We start from the raw sequence: 19,673 nt of genomic DNA, 5'->3' as shown, positions 1-19,673 counted from the left end.
CGGGGGCTGGCAACCCCCGCCCGGGCGTGGCTCACCGCGCCGGGCCCACGGTCAGGCCGCCGTCGGCCCGGTCGACGCGGACGGTGTCGCCGTCCTTCACCTCACCGGCGAGGATCTCCTTGGCGAGCCGGTCGCCGATCGCCGTCTGGACCAGCCGGCGCAGCGGCCGGGCCCCGTAGGCGGGGTCGTTGCCCTCGTCGGCCAGCCACTGAAGGGCCTGCGGGGTGACGTCCAGGGTGAGCCGGCGTTCGGCGAGCCGCTCGGCGAGCCGGGCGATCTGGAGTTCGGCGATGCGCTCCAGCTGCTCCTTGTCCAGGGCCGAGAAGACGACGAGATCGTCCAGCCGGTTGAGGAACTCCGGCTTGAACGAGGCCCGTACGGCCTCCAAAACCTGCTGCTTCTTCTCCTCGGCACTGGTCAGCGGCTCTACCAGGTACTGGCTGCCGAGGTTGGAGGTCAGGATCAGGATGGTGTTGCGGAAGTCCACCGTCCGGCCCTGCCCGTCGGTCAGCCGCCCGTCGTCGAGCACCTGGAGCAGGACGTCGAAGACCTCGGGGTGGGCCTTCTCCACCTCGTCGAGCAGCACCACGCTGTACGGGCGGCGGCGGACCGCCTCGGTGAGCTGGCCGCCCTCCTCGTAGCCGACGTACCCGGGAGGCGCCCCGACGAGCCGCGCCACGCTGTGCTTCTCGCCGTACTCGGACATGTCGATGCGGACCATCGCCCGCTCGTCGTCGAAGAGGAAGTCCGCCAGGGCCTTGGCGAGTTCGGTCTTGCCGACACCGGTCGGGCCGAGGAAGAGGAAGGACCCCGTGGGCCGGTCGGGATCGGCGATGCCGGCGCGCGAGCGGCGCACGGCGTCGGACACGGCCGTCACGGCCTCGCTCTGGCCGATCAGCCGCCTGCCGAGCTCCTCCTCCATCCGCAGCAGCTTCCGGGTCTCCCCCTCCAGCAGCCGCCCGGCCGGGATGCCGGTCCAGGAGGCGACGACGTCGGCGATGTCGTCCGGGCCGACCTCGTCCTTGACCATGGTGTCCTTGGCGGCCTCCTGCCGGGCCTCGGCCTCGCTGGCGGCCTCCAGCTCGCGCTCCAGCGTCGGGATCTCCCCGTACAGCAGCTTGGACGCGGTGTCGAAGTCGCCGTCACGCTGGGCCCGCTCGGCCTGGCCGCGGAGTTCGTCGAGCTTCTCCTTCAGCTCGCCCACCCGGTTGAGGGACTGCTTCTCCTTCTCCCAGCGCGCGGTGAGCCCGCGCAGCTCCTCCTCCTTGTCCGCGAGGTCCCGGCGCAGCTTCTCCAGCCGCTGGATGCTCGCCTCGTCGGTCTCCTTGGACAGCGCGAGCTCCTCCATCCGCAGCCGGTCGACGGCGCGCTGCAACTCGTCGATCTCGACCGGGGAGGAGTCGATCTCCATCCGCAGCCGGGAGGCGGACTCGTCGACGAGGTCGATGGCCTTGTCGGGCAGGAAGCGGGAGGTGATGTAGCGGTCGGAGAGCGTGGCCGCGGCCACCAGGGCGCTGTCCGCGATCTGCACCTTGTGGTGGGCCTCGTAGCGGCCCTTGAGTCCGCGGAGGATGGCGATGGTGTCCTCGACGGTGGGCTCGGCGACCAGCACCTGCTGGAAGCGGCGCTCCAGCGCCGGGTCCTTCTCGATGCGCTCGCGGTACTCGTCGAGGGTGGTGGCACCGACCATGCGCAGCTCACCGCGGGCGAGCATCGGCTTCAGCATGTTGCCCGCGTCCATGGCGGAGTCGCCGCCGGCGCCGGCGCCCACGACGGTGTGCAGTTCGTCGATGAAGGTGACGACCCGGCCCTCGCTCTCCCTGATCTCGGAGAGGACGGTCTTGAGGCGCTCCTCGAACTCGCCGCGGTACTTGGCCCCGGCGACCATGGCGCCGAGGTCGAGGGCGACCAGCCGCTTGTCGCGGAGGGACTCCGGGACGTCGCCCTTCACGATGCGCTGGGCGAGGCCCTCCACGACGGCGGTCTTGCCGACGCCGGGCTCGCCGATCAGCACGGGGTTGTTCTTGGTTCGCCGGGAGAGCACCTGGATCACGCGGCGGATCTCCTGGTCGCGGCCGATGACGGGGTCGAGCCGGCCCTCCCTGGCGGCGGCCGTGAGGTCGGTGCCGAACTTCTCCAGGGCCTTGTACCGGCCCTCGGGGTCGGGCGTGGTCACCCGGCGCCCTCCGCGCGCCTTCTCGAACGCCTCCCGCAGCTTCTTCGCGGTGGCGCCCTGCCCGGAGAGCACCTCGCCGGCCCGGCCGCCCTTGGCCGCGACGCCGATGAGGAGGTGCTCGGTGGAGAGGTACTCGTCGCCCAGCTCCCTGGCCCGCTGCTCGGCGTCGGCGATGACGGCGAGCAGCTCGCGGTTGGGCTGCGGCGGAGCCACGGTCGAGCCCGTCACGCTGGGCAGGTCGGCGAGGACCCGCTCCGCACCGGACCGCACGGCGGCCTGGTCGGCGTCGGCGGCCGCCAGCAGATCGGTGATGTTCTCGTTGTCCTGGCCCGCGAGCAGCGCCAGCAGCAGATGCGCGGGGGTCAGATCGGCGTGCCCTTCGGACACGGCCCGGGTGCTCGCTGCGCTCAGCGCGTCCCGGCTCCTGTTGGTCAGCTCGGCGTCCACGTGCGGCTTCTCCTCCTCGCCTCGGCTCTCCCCATGACTATGACTCTTCCAAGGTACACAAAGTTGAGCCCGTTCCGCTCAAGTACGGCACTCCCGGGCTGCGTCCTCCCCGGATTCGTCGACGTGCAAGGCCCCCGGTAGGTTCCGGAACATGGCCATCGACCCCAGGCACCCGCACGAGTCCTTCCTCGGCTTCTGGCGCGAGTACCACCTGTGCACACTCACCACGCCCCGCCCCGACGGCACACCGCACGTCGTGGCGGTGGGCGCCACATACGACCCGGAGGGCGGCGGGAAGGGCATCGCCCGGGTGATCACCAACAGGCACAGCCGCAAGGTCGCCCATGTGCTGGCCGCCGGCCCCGAGGGGGCTCCGGCCGCGGTCTGCCAGGTCGACAAGGGCCGCTGGGCGACGCTGGAGGGCCGCGCCACGGTCCGGACGGACCCTGAGGCCGTGGCCGACGCCGTCGCCCGCTACGCCGAGCGCTACGGCCGCACACCGTCGCCGAATCCGGACCGCGTGGTCATCGAGATCGCGCTGGACCGCGCGATGGGCCGGGCATGACGGGTCCCGGAGCCACCGGTACGGGAACCACCGGTCACGTCCGCGGGAGTCACGTCCCCCGGGAGTCACCTCCGCGGGCGTGACGGGTCCGGGATCACCGGCCCGGGTGTCGCGGGCCCGGGTGTCGCGGGCCCGCGCCGGATGCCCGCGCGCAGCACAGCGGCGCCATCGTGTTTCAGGTCCACGATGGCGCCGCTGTGTGGGGGAAGCACCTGAGCGATCTTGAACGACGGGGGAACCGCTCAGGCGCTGCGGGGGGTGGCGGTGGTGGTCTCCGGTTCGACCAGCTGGTGGTCGCGCTGGTCGAGATTGACGAAGATCATGCCGTACCGGATGGCACAGCGGACGGGGCGCGGGGCCCCGCGGGGCCGGCGAAGGCACCGGTAGGCGCGGACGTCCTCGTCGTCCTCGCGGGCGACGACGATCGGCTCCCCGAACAGAGTGACCATCAGCGAGTCGCCACGGTGGGGGATTGCCGTGACGAGATCGATGAAGTGCCACCCGGACCGGTACGCGGTCGCCATCTCCCGCCGGAAGACGCGATCGTCCGGGGGCATGCTCATGCGTCCGCGTCCGCCGGCGCGCTATCCCAAGTGGGTTCACCCGGAGCCGCGTTCGCCGACGCGCTGTCCCAAGTGGGTTCGCCCGCAATCGCGTTCGCCGGCGCGCTGTCCCAAGTGGGTTCGCCCGGAGCCGCAGCCAGCGTCGCGGTCACCGTCATGGGCGCCGACTCCCACGTCGGCTCACCGCTCGCCGCGAGACCGCCGAGAGCAGCCGCAACGGCTATAGCGCACAGTGCACGAACCATCCTGGTCATGGCCGATCTCCACCTCTGTTAATCACTACCTCCTCCCCCGCGGTTACGACGATGGCCCACTCCGAACGCCTTCACCAGCGAGGCCAGGCATCATGTTCCTGTAATTCAGGACCCTGAGGGGGGTGCAAATGCAGACGAACCAGGGCAACGGGGGAGATAAGCACAGTCACGACGAGCTGTGCGAGGCCGGGAAAAAGCTGTATGCGTCCGCTCTGCGCAGTGGCCGCATAGCGCGGTCGGAGGTCACAGACGCCCCGTGCCTCATCGACATGGGCATGTTGCGCCCGGACCCCGACGACACCGAGTGGCTCCGCCCGGTACCACCGTCCATCGCCCTGCACCAGTTGATGCACCCCCTGGAGCGGGAGATCCAGGAGCGGAGACGGCTCACCATCTCACTGGCGGAGTCGTTTGAGCCATTCATGGCGCTGAACTCACACGATCCGTCCACGACCGACGCCATCACCGTCCTCGAGGGGCTGAACCTGATCAACGTGACGCTGGACCGGGTCATCGCCGAATGCCAGGAGGAGTTGCTGACGGTGCAGCCCGGCAGCGGCCGCCGGCCCGCGACCCTCCAGGAGGGGCTGCGGCGCGTCTCGATGCTGGTTGACCGGGGCGTCTCGATGCGCACGCTCTACCAGCACACCGCACGCCACCACCCGGCCACCATGGCCTACGTGGAACGGGTGGCCCCCTTCGGCTCGGAGGTCCGCACCCTCGAGGAGATCATCGACCGGCTCATCGTGGTCGACCGCAAGGTGGCCTTCATCCCGGCGCGCAGCGACCGCAGGGTCGCCCTGGAGCTGCGCCATGAGGGTCTGGTGCAGTATCTCGTGGGGGTCTTCGAGCAGTTCTGGCTCCACGGCGTCCCCTGGGACGACCAGGTCGTCTCCTACGCCCCCGAACTGGACGGCGTCAGCGGTGTCCAGCGCTCCATCGCCAAACTGCTCGTCGAGGGCCATGTGGACGAGGCGATAGCCCGCCGCCTCGGGATGAACGTCCGCACCTGCCGCGCCCACATCGCCAAGCTCGCCTCCGCCCTCGGCAGCGGCTCACGCGCCCAGCTCGGCTACCTCATCGCCCGGTCCGGGATCCTGGAGCACGACCACTGACCAGGAGCCCTGCCCCGCGGGCACGGGCGGCCCGCGGCGGGCGCCGGCAGGCGCCGGCAGGCGCCGGCAGACGATTGCGGGAACTTGCGGGCACCGGCGGGCACTGGCAGACGCTGAAGACCTCCGACGGACACGGATGTCCGCGGACGGACGCCGGCGTCCGCCGCAGGACACCGCCGAACGCCGAGAGACACCGACAGACACCGACAGACACCGACAGACGCCCGAGAGACACCGACGGACGCCCGAAAGACACCGGCCGGCCATGGCGGGGCGGCCCGTTGGATGCGTGTACCGCTCCGGGCCGCCCCGCCATGGCCCGAGTGCCGCGGGCCGGCGGACGCTCAGCCGTCCCGCTTGGGCCGCCACACCACCAGCGCGCCCGTCTGCTGCACGTCCTGGTAGGGCACCAGGTCGCGCCGGTACGACGCGTGCACCTGGGCCTCGCGCTGCTGCATCGCCAGCGCCGCGCCCTCGACCGCCGCGGACAGCTCGGCGACCTTGGCCTGCAACGCGGCCACCTGGTTCTCCAGCTCGATGATGCGCTTGATGCCGGCCAGGTTGATGCCCTCGTCCTGGGACAGGGACTGGACCTGGCGGAGCAGTTCGATGTCCCGCGCCGAGTAACGCCGCCCGCGCCCCGCCGTGCGGTCCGGGGAGACCAGGCCGAGGCGGTCGTACTGCCGGAGGGTCTGCGGATGCAGTCCGGAGAGCTGGGCCGCCACCGAGATGACGTACACCGGGGTCTCCTCGGTCAGTTCGTAGGCCCTGCCACCGAATCCGGGCTGTCGACGTCGGCCGTCCATCGCGTCATGCTCCCTTCGCGGCCTGGAACAGTTCTGCCCGCGGGTCATGGCCCTCGGTCGCCTTGCGGTAGGCCTCCAGCGCCTCACGGGCCTCGTCGCCGAGTTCCACGGGCACCGCGACCTCCACGGTGACCAGCAGATCCCCCCGGGTGCCGTCCTTGCGGACAGCACCCTTGCCGCGGGCCCGCATCGTACGCCCGTTCGGCGTGCCCGCGGGCAGCTTCAGGGTGACCGGAGGACCGCCGAGCGTCGGGACCCTCACCTCACCGCCGAGCGCGGCCTCCGTGAAGGAGACCGGCACCGTGACGGTGAGGTTGTCGCCCTTGCGCCCGAAGACCGGGTGCTCACCGACGTGGACCACCACATACAGATCGCCGGCCGGCCCGCCGCGCTCGCCCGGTGCGCCCTTGCCGCGCAGCCTGATCCGCTGGCCGTCGCTCACCCCGGCGGGGATGCGGACCTGCATGGTCCGGGACGACTTGGCGCGGCCGCTGCCGTGGCAGACCTCGCAGGGGTTCTCGGCGATCAGCCCGCGGCCCTTGCAGTCCACGCACGGGTCGGTCAGCGAGAAGGACCCGCTGCCGCCGCGCGAGACCTGACCGGTGCCGACGCAGGTCGGGCACACCCGGGGGGTGCCGTTCCTGTCGCCGGTGCCCGAACAGGCCTTGCAGGGCTGCTGGCTGGACATCCGCAGCGGGACCGTGGCCCCGTCCACCGCCTCGGTGAAGCTGAGCGTCACCTCGGACTCGACGTCCTGGCCGCGGCGCGGCTGGGTGCGGGCACCGGTGCCCGCACCGCGGTTGAACAGGCCGCCGAAGACGTCCCCGAGTCCGCCGCCGAAGCCGCCGGCGCCGGCACCGCCGCCGCCCGGGGGCGGGGCGCCCCCGAAGAGGTCGCCCAGGTCGAAGTTGAACGTTCCTCCGGCTCCGGGACCGGCCCGGAAGCCACCGTTGCCGAAGAGCGCCCGCGCCTCGTCGTACTCCTTGCGCCGCTTGGGGTCGCCGAGCACGTCGTTGGCCTCGGAGATCTCCTTGAAGCGCTCCTCGGCCTTCGCGTCGCCCTTGTTGGCGTCCGGGTGGTTCTCGCGCGCGAGCTTCCGGTACGCCTTCTTGATCTCCGCGTCGGTGGCGTCCTTGGGGACGCCGAGGACCTTGTAGTAGTCCTTCTCGACGAAGTCCTTCGTGCTCATCGACGTCCCTCCTCCCGGTACCCGCCGTCCGCGTCAGCCCTCGTCCGGGCCACCGCTCTCCTCGTCCGCCGCCGGCTCCGCCGCCTGCTCCTTGGGCTGGGCCCCCGGCTGCGGCTCGGCCACCGCGACCCGCGCGGGCCGGATGGTCCGCTCCCCGATCCGGTAACCCGGCTGGAGGATCGCCACGCAGGTCGTCTCGGTGACGTCCGGCGCGTAGCTGTGCATCAGGGCCTCGTGGACCGTCGGGTCGAAGGGCTCGCCCTCCTTGCCGAACTGCTGGAGCCCCATCTTGGCGGCGACGGTCTCCAGCGATTCCGCCACCGACTTGAAGCCGCCGACGAGTTCGGCGTGCTCACGGGCCCGGCCGATGTCGTCGAGAACGGGCAGGAGGTCGGTCAGGAGCTGCGCGACCGCGATCTCCTTGACCGTGATCCGGTCCCGCTCCACCCGGCGGCGGTAGTTCTGGTACTCGGCCTGCAACCGCTGGAGGTCCATCGTGCGCTCGTTCAGCGCGGTCCGGACCTGGTCCAGCTGGGCCGACAGGCCCGCGTCGGCGGCCGTACGGGCCGTCTGTCCTGCGTCCCCGGCCCGGGCCGCCCCCTCCTCCGCGGAGGGGGCGGCGGCCTGCGCCGCGTCATCGGGAACGGCGCCGGAGGGGACGTCGGGCTTCTCCTCGAAACCCGGGGTCTCCTCCGTCATCGGGCAGCGCCACCCTTCTGGTCCTTCTCGTCGTCGACGATCTCGGCGTCGACGACGTCGTCGTCGGCCTTCGCCTGGGAGGCCCCGGCGGCGTCGCCGCCCGCGGCCTGCTGGCCCTGGGCGTCGGCGTACATCGCCTGCCCGAGCTTCTGGGAGACGGCCGCGACCTTCTCGGTGGCGGTGCGGATCTCGGTGGTGTCCTCGCCCTTCAGCTTCTCCTTGAGTTCGGTCACCGCCGTCTCGACCTCGGTCCTGACGTCACCGGGGACCTTCTCCTCGTTGTCCTTGAGGAACTTCTCGGTCTGGTAGACGAGCTGCTCGGCCTGGTTGCGGGTCTCGGCGGACTCGCGGCGGCGGTGGTCCTCCTCCGCGTACTGCTCCGCCTCCTGGCGCATCCGGTCCACCTCGTCCTTCGGGAGCGAGGAGCCGCCGGTGACGGTCATCTTCTGCTCCTTGCCCGTGCCGAGGTCCTTGGCGGTCACGTGCATGATGCCGTTGGCGTCGATGTCGAAGGAGACCTCGATCTGCGGGACGCCGCGCGGGGCGGGCGGCAGCCCGGTCAGCTCGAACATGCCCAGCTTCTTGTTGTACGCCGCGATCTCGCGCTCGCCCTGGTAGACCTGGATCTGCACGGACGGCTGGTTGTCCTCGGCCGTCGTGAAGATCTCGGAGCGCTTCGTCGGGATCGTGGTGTTGCGCTCGATGAGCTTGGTCATGATGCCGCCCTTGGTCTCGATACCGAGGGACAGCGGGGTGACGTCGAGCAGCAGGACGTCCTTGACCTCGCCCTTGAGGACGCCGGCCTGGAGGGTGGCGCCGATCGCCACGACCTCGTCGGGGTTCACGCCCTTGTTGGCCTCCTTGCCGCCGGTCAGCTCCTTCACCAGCTCGGCGACGGCCGGCATGCGGGTCGAGCCGCCGACGAGGACCACGTGGTCGATCTCGGAGAGCTGGATGCCCGCGTCCTTGATCACGTTGTGGAACGGGGTCTTGCAGCGCTCCAGCAGGTCCGAGGTCAGCTGCTGGAACTGGGCGCGCGTGAGCTTCTCGTCCAGGTGCAGCGGGCCCTCGGCGGACGCCGTGATGTAGGGCAGGTTGATCGTCGTCTCGGTGGAGGACGACAGCTCGATCTTCGCCTTCTCCGCGGCCTCGCGGAGACGCTGGAGAGCCATCTTGTCCTTGGAGAGGTCGACGCCGTGGCCGCCGGCGAACTGCTTCACCAGGTAGTCGACGACGCGCTGGTCCCAGTCGTCGCCGCCGAGGTGGTTGTCGCCGTTGGTGGCCTTGACCTCGACGACGCCGTCACCGATCTCCAGCAGCGAGACGTCGAAGGTGCCGCCGCCGAGGTCGAAGACGAGGATCGTCTGGTCGTCCTTGTCGAGGCCGTACGCCAGCGCGGCGGCGGTCGGCTCGTTGACGATGCGCAGGACGTTCAGACCCGCGATCTCACCGGCCTCCTTGGTGGCCTGGCGCTCGGAGTCGTTGAAGTACGCGGGGACGGTGATGACGGCGTCCGTGACCTTCTCGCCCAGGTACGACTCGGCGTCCCGCTTCAGCTTCTGCAGGATGAACGCGGACATCTGCTGCGGGTTGAAGTTCTTCCCGTCCAGCTCGATCGACCAGTCGGTGCCCATGTGGCGCTTCACCGACCGGATCGTCCGGTCCACGTTGGTCACTGCCTGACGCTTCGCGACCTCGCCGACGAGCACCTCACCGTTCTTGGCGAAGGCGACGACGGACGGCGTGGTCCTGGCGCCCTCGGCGTTGGTGATGACGGTGGGCTCACCGCCCTCCAGAACGCTGACGACGGAGTTAGTCGTGCCCAGGTCGATGCCGACCGCACGTGCCATTTCGATTCCTCCAGAGGACTTGAGTGGAACTGGCTCAAGGATGCCTCACTCGCACCAGCACGTCAACAGAGCTGAGTCGAGTCGACTCAACTATGGTGCGGTGCGTTCACATAGGCGCCACCCGTCCGGCGCGGCCTGCGGACACCCCCGCACCCACCGTGCCATCGTTCTGCAAAGCACGCGAAAGGTTCATACACGCGTCCGACTGGACAGAAACCACCTGGTATCAGCCGAGAAACGACAGAACGGTCAGGTGAGTGCCTTGCGCCCCGTACAGTCGGCGGGACCGGCAGGACCAGCGGGACCGGCGGGACCGGCAGGACCAGCAGGACCAGCAGGACCAGCGGAATCGGCAGGATCACCGAGACCGCCGCGGCCGCAGGCGAGAGCATCGAGGCCGCAGGCGAGGTGGCCGCGGCCGCCGGACCCCAAGCGCCTCCTCGACCTGACCCTCGGGACGCTGCTGCTGGCCCTCGCCGCGCCCCTGCTGACCGCCGCGGCCTGCGCCCTCGCCCTGCGGCGCCCACCCGGCGGGATCGTCGCACGGGAGCTGAGGACGGGTCTCCACGGGTACCCCTTCACCGTCCGCTCGCTGCGCATCCGCCGCTGGCGACTGGATCTGCTCTCCAGACTGCCCCATGTCGTCTCCGGCGAGATGTCCCTGGTCGGCCCGGCGGCCCTGGCCCCGGACAACCCCCGCGCCGCCGCCCCCTGGCGGGGGACCGTCCGGCCCGGCCTCACCGGCCCCGCCCAGCTGCGCAGGCGCTCCGCACTCCCCTGGGACGAGCCGGAGCTGCTCGACCAGCACTATGTGGAGCACCATTGGATCGGGCTGGACCTGGCCGTCCTGGCGCGCACGCTGCCCGCCCTGCTCCCGCCCCGCGCTCAGGGTCACCTGAGCGACGCAGATCACCGCCCACCTGGCTACAGTGCGACGGAATAACTGGGTACGCTCGGCACGGACTGCATAAGTTACCGCTTAGTAAGTGCCGAGTCCCCACCCGCGCAGGCCCGAGGAGCCCCCGAATGCAACTCGCCGCGATCATCGTGTCGCTGGTCCTGACCGTGGTCGGCGTTGCGCTCATCGCCCGAGCCGTCGCGCAGATCTACCGGTTCGTCACGCTCGGCCAGCCCGTGCCCGCGGGCAGCCGTACCGACAACCCCAGGGCCCGCACGGCCACCCTGGCCAAGGAGTTCCTCGGCCACACCCGGATGAACCGCTGGGGGATCGTCGGCTTCGCCCACTGGTTCGTCGCGATCGGCTTCCTGACGCTGCCGCCGACACTCGCACAGGCGTACGGCCAGCTGTTCGCCGCCGACTGGACGCTGCCGGTCCTGGGCGGCTTCCCGCCGTTCGAGATGTACATCGAGTTCATCGGCCTGATGACCGTCGTCGGCATCCTCGTGCTGATGGCGATCCGGCTGCTCAACCTGCCCTCCCGCGCGGGCCGCAAGTCCCGTTTCGCCGGTTCCAAGGCCTGGCAGGCCTACTTCGTCGAGTACGTCATCCTGACCATCGGCCTGGCGATCCTCGTCCTGCGCGGACTGGAGGGCGCGATCCACCACGTGGACCACTACGAGGCCGCCTACTTCGTCTCGTACCCGCTGGTGCTGGCCTTCGACGGACTGAGCGTCCCGACGCTGCAGACGCTGATCTACCTGTTCGCCATGATCAAGATCGGCACTTCGCTGATCTGGATGATCACGGTGTCGCTGAACACCAACATGGGTGTGGCCTGGCATCGCTTCCTGGGCTTCCCGAACATCTGGTTCAAGCGCAACGCCACCGGCGAGACCGCACTGGGCGCCCTGCAGCCGATGACCTCGGGCGGCAGGCCGATCGACTTCGAGGACCCGGGCGAGGACGACGTCTTCGGCGTCTCCCAGGTCGAGCAGTTCTCCTGGAAGGGCATCCTCGACTTCTCCACCTGCACCGAGTGCGGCCGCTGCCAGTCGCAGTGCCCCGCCTGGAACACCGGCAAGCCGCTCTCCCCGAAGCTGCTGATCATGTCGCTGCGCGACCACGCGCACGCCAAGGCCCCGTACCTGCTGGCCGGCGGCGGCAAGACCATGGAGGGCGAGGAGAAGGCATCCGAGGAGCAGCTCGGGGACGTCCCGGCGGCAGCGCTGGCCGAGGCCGAGCGCCCGCTGATCGGCACCGCCGAGGAGAACGGCGTCATCGACCCGGACGTGCTGTGGTCCTGCACCACCTGCGGTGCGTGCGTGGAGCAGTGCCCGGTCGACATCGAGCACATCGACCACATCGTCGACATGCGCCGCTACCAGGTGATGATCGAGTCCTCGTTCCCGTCCGAGGCGGGCACGATGCTCAAGAACCTGGAGAAGAAGGGCAACCCCTGGGGCCTGGCCAAGAAGCAGCGCGTCGAGTGGACCAAGGAGGTCGGCTTCGAGGTCCCGATCGTCGGCAAGGACGTCGAGGACCTCACCGAGGTCGACTACCTCTACTGGGTCGGCTGCGCCGGCGCCCTGGAGGACCGGGCCAAGAAGACCACCAAGGCCTTCGCGGAGCTGCTGCACATGGCGGGTGTCAAGTTCGCGATCATGGGCGGGGACGAGAAGTGCACCGGCGACTCCGCCCGCCGCCTCGGCAACGAGCCCCTGTTCCAGCAACTCGGTCAGGAGAACGTGGCCATGCTGAACACGGCCTTCGGCGAGTCCCCCGCCGACGAGTCCGGGGAGCCCGCCGGGGAGGCCACCGGGAAGCCGAAGGCCGCCAAGAAGATCGTCGCCACCTGCCCGCACTGCTTCAACACCATCGCCAACGAGTACCCGCAGCTCGGCGGCGAGTTCGAGGTCATCCACCACACCCAGCTGCTCCAGCACCTCGTCGACGAGGGCAGGCTGGTCCCGGTGACCCCGGTCGAAGGCCTGATCACCTACCACGACCCCTGCTACCTGGGCCGCCACAACAAGGTCTACACGCCCCCGCGCGAGATCATGGACAAGGTGCCCGGCCTGCGCCAGCAGGAGATGCACCGCCACAAGGAACGCGGCTTCTGCTGCGGCGCCGGCGGCGCCCGCATGTGGATGGAGGAGCGGATCGGCAAGCGCATCAACACCGAGCGCGTCGACGAGGCCCTGTCCCTCAACCCGGACATCGTCTCCACCGCCTGCCCGTTCTGCCTGGTCATGCTCTCCGACTCGGTCAACGGCAAGAAGGGCGAGGGCAAGGCCAAGGAGTCCCTCCAGGTCGTCGACGTGGCCCAGCTGCTGCTGGACTCGGTGAAGACCCCGGCGGAGCCGGACGACGGCGGTGACGCGGACGACTCGGCGCCGGCGGACTCACCGGACCCGGAACCGCAGCCGGTGAAGTAGCCGTCCGCACGGGCGAGCAGCAAGCGGCCGGATCTGCCTCGGGGGCAGGACCGGCCGCTTCTGCCGTTCCCGGCGTTCCACCGCACGGACGGACCGGCCGAACCGGCCGACGCACACGCACCGGACGGACCGGATGATGCACACGGACCGGACGGACCGGATGATGCGCACGGACCGCACGGACCGGATGATGCGCACGGTCCGGATGGACCGGCCGACGCACACGGTCCGGACGGACCGGATGGTGCACACGGACCGGACGGACCGGACGGACCGGCTTCCGGCACGGCCCGGCCGCCGGGGACCGCCCCGTACCGCGGGGCCGTTCCGGAAACCCGCGCACCCTTCCCGCGGGACCGCTCCGTCGGCCGGCCCGGTGCAGACCTGCGGAAAGCTCCGGGTACCCCCTAGGGGATGTCACAGCTCGGCCGCAAAGGTCCCCGGTTGCCCGGCCCCGGACACCGGACACAGCAGGACCGGGTACGTTCGAATGCGTGGCTGGATTCAGGATCGGACGCGGCCGGGACAACAACCGCACACGGCAACAACAACCGCAGCAGACGCCCCCTCCGCCGTACGGACAGCCGTACGGCGGAGGGGGCCAGGCGTCGCCCTCGCACCCCCCGCGGCAGCAGTGGCCCCGCGACCCGGGGGGCGGGCACGGCGGGCAGAGCTACCCGCAGGGGAACGGCAGCGGGCGCCAGGCGCAGCACGGCGAACCCGAGTACTTCGGCGACCCTCACCACCAGCACCACCAGCACCAGCACCAGGGCGGTCACCAGGGCGGCGGGTACGGACCCGACCCCTACGCCGACAACCCCGGGCACACCCGGGCCTTCAGCATCGGCGAGGACCCCTACGGCGACGGCTCCACGTACCACGCCGGCGCCGCACCCGTCCCGTCCGGCCCGCGCCTGCACTGGAAGGAACTGCTCAGCGGCATCGTGCTGCGCCCCGGACCGACCTTCCTCCAGATGCGGGACCACCCGGTCTGGGGCCCGGCGCTGACCGTCACGTTCCTCTACGGCCTGCTCGCGATCTTCGGTTTCGACCAGACGCGCGAGGAGGCGATCGACGCACCGTTCGCCACCGTTCTCACCTCAGTGATCATCACCGGCGTCGGCTTCGTCGTCGGCGGTCTGGTCCTCGGCGCGGTCACCCACACCCTGGCCCGGCAACTCGGCGGCGACGGGGCGTGGCAGCCGACGGTGGGCCTGTCCATGCTGATCATGTCCCTCACGGACGCGCCGAGACTGCTGGTCGCCCTCTTCCTGGGCGGCGAGAACTCCCTGGTGCAGATCGTGGGCTGGGTGACCTGGCTGGCGGCGGCGGCGCTGTTCACAACCATGGTGAGCAAGTCGCACGAGCTGCCGTGGCCGAAGGCGCTGGGCGCCTCGGCGCTGCAGCTGACCGCGCTGCTCGCGATCATCAAGCTCGGCACGATCTGACCCGCCCGCCGGTCGCGGACACCCGGCCGCGGAACGGACAACGGCCCCCGCCGCGAACGGCGGGGGCCGCTCGCGGCAGAGGCCGCTTCACCGGTACCGAGCGGGACCCGCCCGGGCACGACCGGGAGGGTCAGGCCTTGCGCCCCACGCCGCCGTAGGCGTCGACATCCGCCGGCCCGCCCTGCCCGCCGGTGGCGTCCGGACGCCACCGGGTGACCTGCACGATGCCGGGCTCTACCAGGTCCAGGCCCTCGAAGAACCCGGCGATCTCCTCGACGGCGCGCACGTAGTAGGGGATGGCGCCGCTGGCGTTGTACGCCTCCGACGCGGCGATCATCCCCGGGCTCGTGGCCGTGCTGTCGCTGATCACCAGGAAGCTCCCGGACGGCAGACCGTCCATCAGCCGTGACACCAGCGCCCGGGCCCGGCCGTAGTCCGACACGTGGCCGAGGGTGTTGAGGATCACCAGGGCGACGGGCTCGGTGAGGTCCAGGAACTCGGCGGCCGCCTCCAGGACGGCGTCCGGGTCGTACATGTCGGCGTCGATGTAGGCCGTCGCACCCTCGGGGGTGCTGGTGAGCAGGGCACGGGCGTGGGTGAGGACCAGCGGGTCGTTGTCGACGTAGACGATCCGCGCGTCAGGGGCCACCCGCTGGGCCACCTCGTGGGTGTTGTCGGCGGTCGGCAGACCGGTACCGATGTCGAGGAACTGCCGGACGCCCTGCTCCCCGGCGAGATGGCGCACCGCGCGTCCGAGGAAGTGGCGGCTGGTGCGCGCCACGTCGACGAGCCCGGGGAAGATCTCCTTGATCTGCTCCCCGATCTCCCGGTCGATCTCGTAGTGGTCCTTGCCACCGACGAAGTAGTTCCAGAACCGTGCGGAATGCGGCTTGCTCGTGTCGATCCGCGCCCGGATCTCGGCACTGGCCGCTTGTGCGTCATCGGACACGAGGGTGCCCTCTCTGCGTGGGGTTCGGCTGACTGGCCACCAGAGTAGACGACGGCACGGCGGCGCGACCCCTTGGCCGGAAACCAACTCGCCTGCCGTGCAGAGGACTTCGCCGACGGGCGTCGACGTGCCCACGCCCGGGCGCCTCGCGGGGCGCGGTCCCGCGTACCGCCGCACACACCGCGCCACCGGGCGTACACGGCGCGACACACGTCGCCTACGGGGCGCCATCCGCCGCGTACGGTGCGCACTTGCCGCGTACGGTGCCGCGCGAGACCGCGCACCGGGCCGCGTACGGCCGTGCACGGGCCGTGCAGGCGCGTCATGCCCCCGGGCCGGGGCCCGGCCTCACACCTGGGTGCGGTGGAAGTTCGTGAACGACCGCGAGGCCGTCGGACCCCGCTGCCCCTGGTACCGGGATCCGTACTTCTCGGAACCGTACGGGTACTCCGCGGGCGAACTCAGCCGGAACATGCACAGCTGCCCGATCTTCATGCCCGGCCACAGCTTGATGGGCAGGGTGGCGAGGTTCGACAGCTCCAGCGTGACGTGCCCGGAGAACCCGGGGTCGATGAAGCCTGCCGTGGAGTGGGTGACCAGGCCGAGCCGGCCGAGGGAACTCTTGCCCTCCAGCCGGGAGGCGATGTCGTCGGGCAGCGTGACGACCTCGTACGTGGACGCCAGCACGAACTCGCCGGGGTGCAGGATGAACGCCTCATCCCCCTCCGGCTCGACCAGCCGTGTCAGGTCCGCCTGCTCGACGGCGGGGTCGATGTGGGGATAGCGGTGGTTCTCGAACACCCGGAAGAAGCGGTCGAGGCGCACGTCGATGCTCGAGGGCTGCACCATCGAATCGTCGAACGGGTCGATGCGCACCCGTCCCGCGTCGATCTCGGCCCGGATGTCCTTGTCTGAGAGAAGCACGCCCCGAGGATACGCAGAGCGCGCGGGCCCACCCCAATCGGGCAGATCCCTCGCCCCCGTCCCACTCGCCCCGCGCCCCATCCCCCGTTCCGCCCGCACCGTCCCACCCGCGCTGCCCCACGCTCGCCGTCTCACCCCACTGCTCTGCGGTGATCGCCGCCCACGGCCTTCCCGGCCAGGGACCGCCGCCCCGTCCCGTACGGCCTTCCCGGCCCCCTGGCGCCGGGCCCTCGCCGCGTCCCGCCGGCTGCGGCACGTCCGCGCTCCGCGGCGCCCGCACGGCAACCGCCCGGCACCTCCTGTGCCGGGCGCCCGCACGAACCCGGCGCCCTCCCGTCGGCTCTCGCGTCAGCTCTTCTGCAGCGCCACGGGGACGGCGTGGCGCAGCCGCGCGCACCGGGGACAGCGGATGAGCCTCCCGGGCCCGATCCGTCCGGCACCGAGCTGCTGCATCGGGAACGACGAGGTGGTGAAAACGTGCCCCTCGGCACATCGGACGACGGTGCGGGCGAGTGAACCGCCCTGACCCATCGAGTACTCGGAGTCCATCGGCTGCATCAAGTCCCTTCCCCAACAAGCACGGACGAGACCGCCACATTAGGGGATCAACAGGACAGCGCTCCACGCGGCACTCCGCCGCAACGGTACGCCCCGGCCCCTCCATGCCGCAGCCACTTCGGACACCCGGCGGACGCTCCGGAACCCACCGCGACGGAGCCCCGCTCCGGCGGCCGCGCGACCGGGCTTCAACGGAGCCGAGGCGGGCCGCGCGAACCCGCTGCCGCGGCGGTCGATGACGAATGAACGCCGGCCGGCCACCAGCGGCCGCACAGCGCCGAACGCACGAAGGACCCTCGGCGCAATACACCGGGGGTCCTCGATGAGGTACAGTATGCAACGCTGCGGCAGTGATCAACCAGGCCGCCAAGCGGGTGTAGTTTAATGGTAGAACATGAGCTTCCCAAGCTCAGAGCGCGGGTTCGATTCCCGTCACCCGCTCCAGACAGAAGCCCCAGGCCATCGGCCCGGGGCTTTGTCGTTGTCTGGTCCACGCTGGGCGTCGCGCACCGGATCCGCACCAGAAGGCTGGTCACGGCCCTCCTGGCGAGCGGCCCGCACGGACTTGTCGAGGCCGCCCGCGACCTCCTGCTGGCGCTCAGGATCAGAGTGCTGGTAGATCAGCACCGCCTTCTCCGACGATTGCCCGGCACGGGCGATCGTGTCCTTCAGGGTGGCCGGGACCGGGTCGTGAGGGTGTGCCCGGTGTGCCGGAGGTCAGGAGAAGCGGAAGTCCTCCGGCAGCCCGGCCCTGGGCCGGGCCTTGCGCCACCTCCGTACGAAGGGCGAAGCGGAACCGGCCGGCACTTCGGCGTACCACTCGGTACAGGCCCCTCCGCGGTCGGGGGAAACAGAGGCCCACAAGGAGGCCCCGGCGCCTTCCGCCGGACAGCGGGCGAGGCCGCTATGCCTCGGACTGGGCCGCGGCGGCGGCCTCGGCGACGGCGATCTCGATGCTGAGCGCCTTGGCGATGTTCCCGGCCGCCGTCATGACGCGTGCCGTGCCCACGATGGGTGCGATGGCGACCAGTACGTCCTGCAGTTGCTCGGCGGTCATACCGGCCTGAAGGGCGGGGTCGATGTGGGCGACGTAGGAGATCGGCGGAGCGTCCGAGGCGGCGAGAGCCGCGATACGCGTGAGCATGAACATGTCCGGCGTCAGCCCGCACCGCTCGATCGAGTCGACCGTCATCGCGGCGAGGGTGTCCAGTACCGGGGTTTCGGATGCAGTGGCCATGGCAGGTCGTCTCCTGACGGTGTCGTGACGAGGATCGGCCGGTCACACAAGCACGGCGGGACTCCGCGCCCTGAGTGCGCAGCCCCTGCTCGACCGTAAGTCGGATTCCGGCGGTTCGCTCGTCGGGGAGCGGCCGGGGGCGGCCGAAGGTCTGCAGGGGTCGGACGGGGTCGGCATGCGCCCTGCGGTCGCGGACGGGGCGTCCGGCGTCCGGCGTCCGACGCAGGCCCCGGCCGGGGGCCGGGAACGGGCGTCCCCTGTTCGGCCGCCGGGGAAAGGCTCCGTACACCTATTGGCCGGTCCGGCGGGCACGACGCGGTACCCGCTTGTAGCGTCAGCGCACAAGTGTGATCCGTCGGGATTCTCCCACCGGTACCGGACGGCCGCCGGAGAGAGCCGGCGACGGGACGCGGTGCCGTGCCCACACCTGTGGACGGGCTCGGAGAGTTGCGGAGAGGAGCAGAGTTGACACGCGGCAAGGTCACATCGATGGCCGTTTTCGGGGCCGTTGTCCTCGCGGTCGCCCTCAACCCCGTGATCCCGCTCATCCCGAAGTCCGGACCCCAGCACGCCCCCCGGACGGAGCACGCGGCCCAACGGCTCAAGGGCCGAACCGTCGAATGCACCTCCCTCCGGCCGGGACTTGCGCAGACGCTGGTCCGCCATATGGTGAAGTCGCTGGAGAGGCGCTCGAGTCGGGTCTCGATCGCGCTCTACGACCGTAACTCCCACACCTCGTGCACCTACCGCGCCGATGTGCACTACGACTCCGCCAGCACCGTCAAACCCATCGTCCTCGGGGCCCTGCTGCTGGCCAGGGGCAGCGGCCTGACCGTGGAGGAAAGGTCCCTGGCCAGGGAGATGATCGTGAACTCGGACAACGACGCGACGTACGCCCTGTGGGACCTGCTCGGGGCGGAGAGGATCCAGGACTTCCTCGACAGGGCGGGGCTGGAGGACACCAGCCTGAACGAGGCCGGCTTCATGGGGCTGACGCAGATCACCGCCCGCGAGCAGGTGAAGCTGCTTCAACTGCTCACGGGCGCCGACGGGTCCGTGCTCGGCATGACGGAACGCTCCTACGTCCTGCGGCTGATGCGGGAGGTGCAGGACGACCAGCGCTGGGGGACGCCGTCCGGTGCTCCGCCCGACGCCGTCGTCCAGGTCAAGAACGGATGGCTGCAGCGGTCCGAGAAGGGGGTCAGGAGTTCCTGGGACCGCGGGGACTGGAAGGTCCACAGCATGAGCGCGATCACGGGGCGTTCCTACGACTACGGGCTCGTGGTGATGACCGAGAACAACAGGGTGCCCGAGGGTGCCTCACCCGAAGTGGGCTGCGACTACGGCATGGAGACGATCGAGCGGGTCGCCAGGGCGGTTCACCGCGATCTGCACCCGACGGAGGCGAACGAGGTCCACCCGGCGTAACAGCCGCCGGTGAGTGCCCTACGGAGGGTAGGAGCCGGAGGGCGGGCAGCGGTCGCCGCGGGTTCGAAACGCCTACCGGCCACGGGGCAGGGCCGGGTCGGGCGGGGCGGGGCCAGGTCGAGCGGAGCA

16 protein-coding genes, 1 tRNA gene and 1 pseudogene are annotated in these 19,673 nt (G+C 70.7%); 7 read left to right on the top strand and 11 right to left on the bottom strand.

All coding sequences use genetic code 11. The annotated features are described in order from the left end of the window. Positions 1-31: 31 nt before the first annotated feature. Complete coding sequence (clpB, locus tag DDQ41_RS16990; protein ID WP_109295257.1) at positions 32-2,623, bottom strand: ATP-dependent chaperone ClpB; 2,592 nt, start codon at positions 2,621-2,623, stop codon at positions 32-34. A gap of 151 nt (positions 2,624-2,774) precedes the next feature. Here clpB and DDQ41_RS16985 point away from each other — a divergent pair, with 151 nt between their 5' ends. Then, positions 2,775-3,188, top strand: coding sequence for a pyridoxamine 5'-phosphate oxidase family protein (locus tag DDQ41_RS16985; protein ID WP_109295256.1), 414 nt, complete (start codon positions 2,775-2,777; stop codon positions 3,186-3,188). Positions 3,189-3,430: 242 nt separating this feature from the next. Here the strand turns inward: DDQ41_RS16985 and DDQ41_RS16980 are convergent, their stop codons facing one another. Beyond that, positions 3,431-3,751, bottom strand: coding sequence for a Rieske (2Fe-2S) protein (locus DDQ41_RS16980; protein WP_017947895.1), 321 nt, complete (start codon positions 3,749-3,751; stop codon positions 3,431-3,433). A 382-nt stretch (positions 3,752-4,133) separates the two neighbouring features. Between DDQ41_RS16980 and DDQ41_RS16970 the strand changes: the two genes are divergently transcribed. Next, positions 4,134-5,120 (top strand): helix-turn-helix transcriptional regulator, encoded by a 987-nt coding sequence (locus DDQ41_RS16970; RefSeq protein ID WP_373995454.1) that lies wholly within the window; start codon positions 4,134-4,136, stop codon positions 5,118-5,120. Positions 5,121-5,464: 344 nt separating this feature from the next. Here DDQ41_RS16970 and DDQ41_RS16965 read toward each other — a convergent pair whose 3' ends face one another. The 4 genes from DDQ41_RS16965 to dnaK are packed head-to-tail and all read right to left on the bottom strand — an operon-like array spanning position 5,465 to position 9,664. Then, positions 5,465-5,926 carry a heat shock protein transcriptional repressor HspR gene (locus DDQ41_RS16965; protein WP_017947897.1) on the bottom strand — a complete coding sequence of 154 codons (462 nt, stop codon included), beginning with the start codon at positions 5,924-5,926 and terminating at the stop codon, positions 5,465-5,467. 4 nt (positions 5,927-5,930) lie between these two features. After that, positions 5,931-7,115 carry a molecular chaperone DnaJ gene (gene dnaJ, locus DDQ41_RS16960; protein WP_109295254.1) on the bottom strand — a complete coding sequence of 395 codons (1,185 nt, stop codon included), beginning with the start codon at positions 7,113-7,115 and terminating at the stop codon, positions 5,931-5,933. Positions 7,116-7,148: 33 nt separating this feature from the next. Beyond that, positions 7,149-7,814 carry a nucleotide exchange factor GrpE gene (gene grpE / locus DDQ41_RS16955; RefSeq protein ID WP_109295253.1) on the bottom strand — a complete coding sequence of 222 codons (666 nt, stop codon included), beginning with the start codon at positions 7,812-7,814 and terminating at the stop codon, positions 7,149-7,151. Then, positions 7,811-9,664 (bottom strand): molecular chaperone DnaK, encoded by a 1,854-nt coding sequence (gene dnaK, locus DDQ41_RS16950; protein ID WP_109295252.1) that lies wholly within the window; start codon positions 9,662-9,664, stop codon positions 7,811-7,813. Before dnaK ends, grpE begins: the two co-directional genes overlap by 4 nt. Before the next feature lie 262 nt (positions 9,665-9,926). On the opposite strand from dnaK, the gene DDQ41_RS16945 reads away from it, so the two are divergent. The 3 genes from DDQ41_RS16945 (at position 9,927) to DDQ41_RS16930 (ending at position 14,448) form a co-directional block, all read left to right on the top strand. Beyond that, a complete protein-coding gene (locus DDQ41_RS16945; protein ID WP_262508482.1) occupies positions 9,927-10,607 on the top strand; it encodes a sugar transferase in 681 nt (226 codons plus the stop codon). Between the two features lie 83 nt (positions 10,608-10,690). Next, positions 10,691-13,000 carry a (Fe-S)-binding protein gene (locus DDQ41_RS16940; RefSeq protein WP_109295250.1) on the top strand — a complete coding sequence of 770 codons (2,310 nt, stop codon included), beginning with the start codon at positions 10,691-10,693 and terminating at the stop codon, positions 12,998-13,000. A 494-nt stretch (positions 13,001-13,494) separates the two neighbouring features. Continuing rightward, positions 13,495-14,448, top strand: coding sequence for a Yip1 family protein (locus DDQ41_RS16930; protein WP_109295248.1), 954 nt, complete (start codon positions 13,495-13,497; stop codon positions 14,446-14,448). A 130-nt stretch (positions 14,449-14,578) separates the two neighbouring features. Here the strand turns inward: DDQ41_RS16930 and DDQ41_RS16925 are convergent, their stop codons facing one another. The 3 genes from DDQ41_RS16925 to DDQ41_RS16915 form a co-directional block, all read right to left on the bottom strand. Then, entirely contained in the window at positions 14,579-15,397 is an 819-nt protein-coding gene (locus DDQ41_RS16925) for an SAM-dependent methyltransferase (protein ID WP_109295247.1), read from the bottom strand. Between the two features lie 348 nt (positions 15,398-15,745). Further along, positions 15,746-16,321, bottom strand: coding sequence for a dCTP deaminase (gene dcd / locus DDQ41_RS16920; protein WP_109295246.1), 576 nt, complete (start codon positions 16,319-16,321; stop codon positions 15,746-15,748). A gap of 348 nt (positions 16,322-16,669) precedes the next feature. Beyond that, positions 16,670-16,879, bottom strand: a complete 210-nt coding sequence (locus tag DDQ41_RS16915) for a hypothetical protein (RefSeq protein ID WP_172607664.1) — start codon at positions 16,877-16,879, stop codon at positions 16,670-16,672. A gap of 370 nt (positions 16,880-17,249) precedes the next feature. On the opposite strand from DDQ41_RS16915, the gene DDQ41_RS16910 reads away from it, so the two are divergent. Continuing rightward, a tRNA-Gly gene (locus DDQ41_RS16910) sits at positions 17,250-17,323 on the top strand. Here DDQ41_RS16910 and DDQ41_RS32520 read toward each other — a convergent pair. After that, positions 17,312-17,701 (bottom strand): annotated as a pseudogene (locus DDQ41_RS32520) (hypothetical protein); the annotation flags it as partial. The gene DDQ41_RS16910 and the pseudogene DDQ41_RS32520 sit on opposite strands and share 12 nt — an antisense overlap. Before the next feature lie 82 nt (positions 17,702-17,783). Next, on the bottom strand, positions 17,784-18,116 hold the full coding sequence (locus DDQ41_RS16900; RefSeq protein WP_109295245.1) for a carboxymuconolactone decarboxylase family protein: 333 nt from the start codon (positions 18,114-18,116) through the stop codon (positions 17,784-17,786). Between the two features lie 489 nt (positions 18,117-18,605). On the opposite strand from DDQ41_RS16900, the gene DDQ41_RS16895 reads away from it, so the two are divergent. Then, positions 18,606-19,544 (top strand): serine hydrolase, encoded by a 939-nt coding sequence (locus DDQ41_RS16895; RefSeq protein ID WP_109295244.1) that lies wholly within the window; start codon positions 18,606-18,608, stop codon positions 19,542-19,544. Positions 19,545-19,673: the final 129 nt, after the last annotated feature.

This window comes from Streptomyces spongiicola (assembly GCF_003122365.1).
In the GTDB taxonomy this organism is placed as follows: Bacteria; Actinomycetota; Actinomycetes; order Streptomycetales; family Streptomycetaceae; genus Streptomyces; species Streptomyces spongiicola.
This window is presented reverse-complemented; position numbering and strand designations above follow the sequence as displayed.